The sequence below is a fragment of the Streptomyces sp. WELS2 genome, assembly GCF_013870595.1.
Classification (GTDB): Bacteria; Actinomycetota; Actinomycetes; order Streptomycetales; family Streptomycetaceae; genus Streptomyces.
This window is the reverse complement of sequence record NZ_JACBWZ010000493.1, coordinates 1-4729: the sequence shown is the minus strand read 5'-3', so window position 1 is coordinate 4729 and position 4729 is coordinate 1. Positions and strand designations below refer to the sequence as shown.

Genomic DNA, 4729 nt, shown 5'->3' with positions numbered 1-4729 from the left:
ACGCCTACGCCCAGACCGCCGTCGCCCCCTACACCGTCCGCGCCCGGCCGGGCGCCCCGGTCGCCGTGCCCCTAGCCTGGAAGCAGGTGGACGATCCGGCGCTCGACGCCCGCCGGTGGACCATCGCCGACGCCGTCGAGCAGGCCCGTACCGAGCCGTGGGCCGGTCTGCCGCGACGGGGCCGCTCCCTCGGCCCGGCCCGGCGCCGCCTCGACGACATCCGCTCCTGAGGTTTGGCCAAGGGAGGAACGGCCACACGCAGGGAGAGGTGGCCATGTCGAACACAAACAGCACACCCAAGACACAGAGTTCACAGGAATCACAGAACTCGCCCGAAACGAACGACACGAACGACACGCCCGACACCGTGCGGGACGAACGGAACCACAACGCAGCGGACGGCCGCCGGCCGGCCCCCATGGAGGTGCTGCGCCAGGCGCGCGCCCAGCTCACCGAACTCACCGGGCTCGTCCCCGAGACGGTCTCCTCGTTCGAGCAGACCGAGGACGGCTGGTCCGTCGAAGTCGAGGTCCTGGAACTCGCCCGGGTGCCCGACACCATGAGCCTGATGGCGAGCTACCAGGTCGAGCTGGACCCCGAGGGGCAGCTGACCGGATACCGGCGCGTCCGCCGTTACGAACGCGGCAGGGCCGACGCGCGCGGGGGCCGCTGAGCCCACCGCGCGCCCCGACCGCCCGCACCGTGCACCTACTAGGCACGAGGAGGAATCGCCGGCATGACTGTTCTTCCGGCACAGCAGACCGGAGGCGGAGGCGGCAGCAGCGGCCTCTACGACGTGCTCGAACTCGTCCTCGACCGGGGACTCGTGATCGACGCGTTCGTCCGCGTCTCCCTGGTCGGGATCGAGATCCTGAAGATCGACGTACGGGTCGTCGTGGCCAGCGTCGACACCTATCTGCGCTTCGCCGAGGCGTGCAACCGACTGGACCTGGAGTCCGGTCCGCACAAGAGCCCCGGCCTGCCCGAGATCGTCGGCGACATCACCGAGAAGGGCGCCCGGGGCAAGTCCAAGGGCGCGCTGTCCGGTGCCGCCCAGACCATATCCGACGCCTTCAACCAGGCCCGCCAGGAAGGGGAGACCGAATCCCGGCAGCGTGCCCGCAAGGCTCCGTCGCGCGGTAAGGAGGAGCAGGAGTGAGCACCTACGTCTACGGCATCACCAGCCGGTCGCACCCGGCGCTGCCCGAGGGCATGACCGGGGTGGGCGAGCCGGCCCGCCCGGTGCGCGTCCTCACGGCCGGCGACCTGGCCGCCGTGGTCAGCGACGCACCCGAGGACCTGCGCCCCAAGCGCCGCGACCTGCTCGCGCACCAGAACGTACTCGCCGAGGCCGGAGCCGGCGGCTGTGTGCTGCCCATGCGGTTCGGCAGCGTCGCCGCGGACGACGACGCGGTCGTCCAAGTGCTCACCGAGCGGGCGGACCACTACGCCGAGCGGCTGCGGGAGCTGGACGGCAAGGTCGAGTACAACGTCAAGGCCACCCATGTCGAGGAGGCCGTGCTGCACCTGGTGATGGCAGAGAACACCGAGGCGCGCGCTCTCGCCGAGGCCAACCGCCGCGCCGGCGGAGGCAGCTACGACGACAAGATCCGCCTCGGCGAACTGGTCGCCCACCTGGTCAAGGCCAAGGAGTCCGACGACGCCGAACAGGTACGGGAGCTGCTGGCACCGGCCTCGACCGCGGTCAGCGTGGGCCCCGAGTCCACCGGCTGGCTGCTGAACGTGTCGTACCTCGTGCCACGGGACTCGGCCGAGCGCTTCCTGGCCTCCGTGGAGGAGGTCCGCCAGAGCCACCCCCACCTCGACCTGCGTGTCCACGGGCCGCTGCCGCCGTACAGCTTCGTCGAGCCCGGCCCGGCCCAGCCCGCCGGCACCACGACCGGCGCGGACGCCGGCGCGCGCTAGCGCTCCCGGCCCGACGGAAGGAGAACACCGTGGGACTGATCGGCGAAGTGCTGATGCTGCCGTTCGCCCCCGTGCGCGGCGCCGGCTGGGCCATCAGGCAGGTGCTCCGTGAGGCGGAACGGATCTACTACGACCCCGCCACCGTACGGGCCGAGCTCGCCCGCCTCGAGGAGCGGCTGGAGGCGGGCGAGATCACCGAGGAGGAGTTCGACCGGCGCGAGGACGAACTGCTGGACCGGCTGGAGACGGCGCTGCACTCCGGCGACACGACAGGCAACGGGACGGGACGATGAACCGAACGGCACTGGGCCTCGCCGTAGGGGCCGGATACATGCTCGGCCGCACGAAGAAGCTGAAGATGGCGCTCGCGGTCGGTTCCCTGGTGGCGGGCAAGAAGCTGAACCTCAGCCCGAAGACGCTCGCGGACATGGTGAACCAGCAGCTGAAGAACAACCCGCAGTTCTCGGAGATCGGGGACCAGCTGCGCCAGGATCTGCGTGGCGTCGGCAAGGCGGCCACCGGAGCGATGGTCGAGCGGCAGATGAGTTCGCTCGCCGACCGGCTGCACAGCCGCACCGGCCAGGTGCGCGACCAGTTGTCCGGCGCCGCGTCCGGCGGCTCCGGCGAGGACGCCGAGGAGGAAGAAGAGGCCCCGGAGAAGGGATCCGCCGAAGGAGAAGAGGCCTCGCAGAAGGGGTCTGCCGAGCGGAAGGCCCCCGAGAAGAGGGCCTCCGAGAAGAAGGCTCCCGGGCGGAAGCCGGCCAGGAAGCCGCTGTCCGCCGCCGGGAAGGGAGCGACCAGGAAGACCGGCGCGGCCGGGAAGGCGGCGGCGAAGCGCACGGCCGCGGTCGGCGAGGCCGCCCGCGGCGCCGTCACCCGGCGCTCGAAGGGCGGCGATGACCGATGACCGAGACCTTGCGCTCCACGGCCTCCAAGGCCTCGGGCCCGCTGACCGACCTCGCCCACAGCGAGGCCGCCGACCGGCTCAAGGAGGAGGCCCGCGCGTACCTGATGGCGCAGGCCGAGCGGCTGCTGGCCGGTGCCGGCCGCAAGCTCGGCGAGACCACCGTCAAGCTCAACGACATCGCCGAGGGCAACAGCCCGGGCTTCGCCAAGCTGGCGCTGGAAGGCGGCCGCAAGCTGGCCGAGGGCAAGGGCCCGCTGCGCTCCGCGCTGGAGCTGGGCGCCTCCCGAGCCAAGGACAACGTGATGGCAGCGGTCAGAAACCTCGGGGGCGGCAAGGGCAAGAAGGGCGGCGCGGGCAGGAAGCCCACCGTCATCATGGAGTCCGTCGACGTCGGCGTGCCGCTGCGCACCGCGTACGACCAGTGGACGCAGTACCAGAGCTTCAGCACCTTCGCCAAGGGCGTCAAGAGCGCCGGCCGCTCCGACGACACCCACTCCGACTGGCAGGCGAAGATCTTCTGGTCCTCGCGCAGCTGGAAGGCGCACACGACCGAGCAGATACCCGACTACCGCATCCAGTGGACCTCGGAGGGCGCCAAGGGCACCACCAAGGGCGTGGTCTCCTTCCACCGGCTGGAGGAGAACCTCACCCGGGTGCTGCTGGTCATGGAGTACTACCCGACCGGCCTGTTCGAGAAGACCGGCAACATCTGGCGCGCCCAGGGCCGCCGGACCAGGCTGGACCTGAAGAACTTCGCCCGTTTCATCACCCTCAAGGGAGAGGCGGAGGACTCCTGGCGCGGCGAGATCCGCGACGGCGAGGTGGTCCGCAGCCACGAGGACGCCCTGGCCGAGGAGGAACGGGACCAGGAGGAGTCCGGGACACCGCCGTCCGGGGACGAGGACGAGGAGGCCGAGGCCTCCGCGGACGGCGCCCGGGAGGACGAGGACGAGGAGCCCGAGGAGCGAGAGGACTTCGAGGAGGCGGCGTACGACGAGGAGGACGAGGAGCCCGAGGAGCCCGAGGAAGGCGATGAGGGCGCCTACGACGATGAGTATGACGAGGACGAGGAGCCCGAGGAGGGCGAGGAGCCCGAGGAGGACGAGGAAGAGGAACCCGAGGACACCGGGCGCGGGGGTGGTCGATGACGACACCGGGCCGCCTGCCCGAGCCGTACGGACAGGCATCGGGGGCCAACCTCGCCGACATCCTCGAACGGGTGCTCGACAAGGGCGTCGTCATCGCGGGCGATATCAGGATCAACCTGCTCGACATCGAACTGCTCACCGTCAAGCTGCGGCTGATCGTCGCATCGGTGGACAAGGCCAAGGAGATGGGGATCGACTGGTGGGAGAGTGATCCCGCCCTGTCCTCCCGGGCCCGCCGGGACGAGCTGGCCCGGGAGAACGCCGAGCTGCGCGAACGGCTCGCCCGGCTGGAGGAACTGGAGCCGGGCCGCGCCCCGAAGGAGGCCCCATGACCGGACTGCGGTACGTGTACGCCGTGTGCCGTCCCTTCGGGACGCCGTTGCAGGCCGAGCTGACGGGCGTCGCGGGCGCCCCGGCCGGCCTGCTCCACCACCACGGGCTGGTCGCCGTGGTCAGTACGGTTCCGGAGGCCGACTTCGGCGAGGAGGCGCTGAAGGCCCACCTGGAGGACCTGGACTGGCTCGCCGCGACCGCCCGGGCCCACCAGGGCGTGGTCGACGCGCTCACCACGGTCACCACCCCGCTGCCGCTGCGGCTCGCCACCGTCTTCCGGGACGACAGCGCCGTACGCGTCATGATCGAGGCCCGCGAGGACCACTTCCGGGCCCTGCTCGACCGGCTCGACGGCCGGGTGGAGTGGGGCGTGAAGGTGTCCCATGCCCGCCGTTTTCGCTGGCCGGGAAGCGCT

The 4729-nt window shown here is 71.3% G+C and carries 8 protein-coding genes and 1 pseudogene; all 9 read left to right on the top strand.

Translation table 11 applies throughout. From position 1 onward, the window contains the following. Positions 1 to 230 (top strand): annotated as a pseudogene (locus H5J33_RS24055) (ATP-dependent DNA ligase); the annotation flags it as partial. A gap of 44 nt (positions 231 to 274) precedes the next feature. Further along, on the top strand, positions 275 to 673 hold the full coding sequence (locus H5J33_RS24050) for a gas vesicle protein (RefSeq protein WP_181796978.1): 399 nt from the start codon (positions 275 to 277) through the stop codon (positions 671 to 673). Positions 674 to 736: 63 nt separating this feature from the next. After that, positions 737 to 1159: a gas vesicle structural protein GvpA gene (locus tag H5J33_RS24045; RefSeq protein ID WP_181796977.1), complete on the top strand. Its 423-nt coding sequence runs from the start codon at positions 737 to 739 to the stop codon at positions 1157 to 1159. Further along, on the top strand, positions 1156 to 1926 hold the full coding sequence (locus H5J33_RS24040) for a GvpL/GvpF family gas vesicle protein (protein WP_181796976.1): 771 nt from the start codon (positions 1156 to 1158) through the stop codon (positions 1924 to 1926). The genes H5J33_RS24045 and H5J33_RS24040 overlap by 4 nt, the downstream gene beginning before the upstream one ends. Positions 1927 to 1955: 29 nt before the next feature. Next, on the top strand, positions 1956 to 2219 hold the full coding sequence (locus tag H5J33_RS24035) for a gas vesicle protein GvpG (RefSeq protein ID WP_181796975.1): 264 nt from the start codon (positions 1956 to 1958) through the stop codon (positions 2217 to 2219). Then, positions 2216 to 2833 carry a DNA primase gene (locus tag H5J33_RS24030; protein ID WP_181796974.1) on the top strand — a complete coding sequence of 206 codons (618 nt, stop codon included), beginning with the start codon at positions 2216 to 2218 and terminating at the stop codon, positions 2831 to 2833. Before H5J33_RS24035 ends, H5J33_RS24030 begins: the two co-directional genes overlap by 4 nt. Further along, complete coding sequence (locus H5J33_RS24025) at positions 2830 to 3981, top strand: SRPBCC family protein (RefSeq protein WP_181796973.1); 1152 nt, start codon at positions 2830 to 2832, stop codon at positions 3979 to 3981. Before H5J33_RS24030 ends, H5J33_RS24025 begins: the two co-directional genes overlap by 4 nt. Then, positions 3978 to 4313 carry a gas vesicle protein gene (locus H5J33_RS24020; protein ID WP_030789245.1) on the top strand — a complete coding sequence of 112 codons (336 nt, stop codon included), beginning with the start codon at positions 3978 to 3980 and terminating at the stop codon, positions 4311 to 4313. Before H5J33_RS24025 ends, H5J33_RS24020 begins: the two co-directional genes overlap by 4 nt. Next, the coding region (locus tag H5J33_RS24015; protein ID WP_181796972.1) for a GvpL/GvpF family gas vesicle protein at positions 4310 to 4729 on the top strand (420 nt) is incomplete at its 3' end. The genes H5J33_RS24020 and H5J33_RS24015, both read left to right, overlap by 4 nt.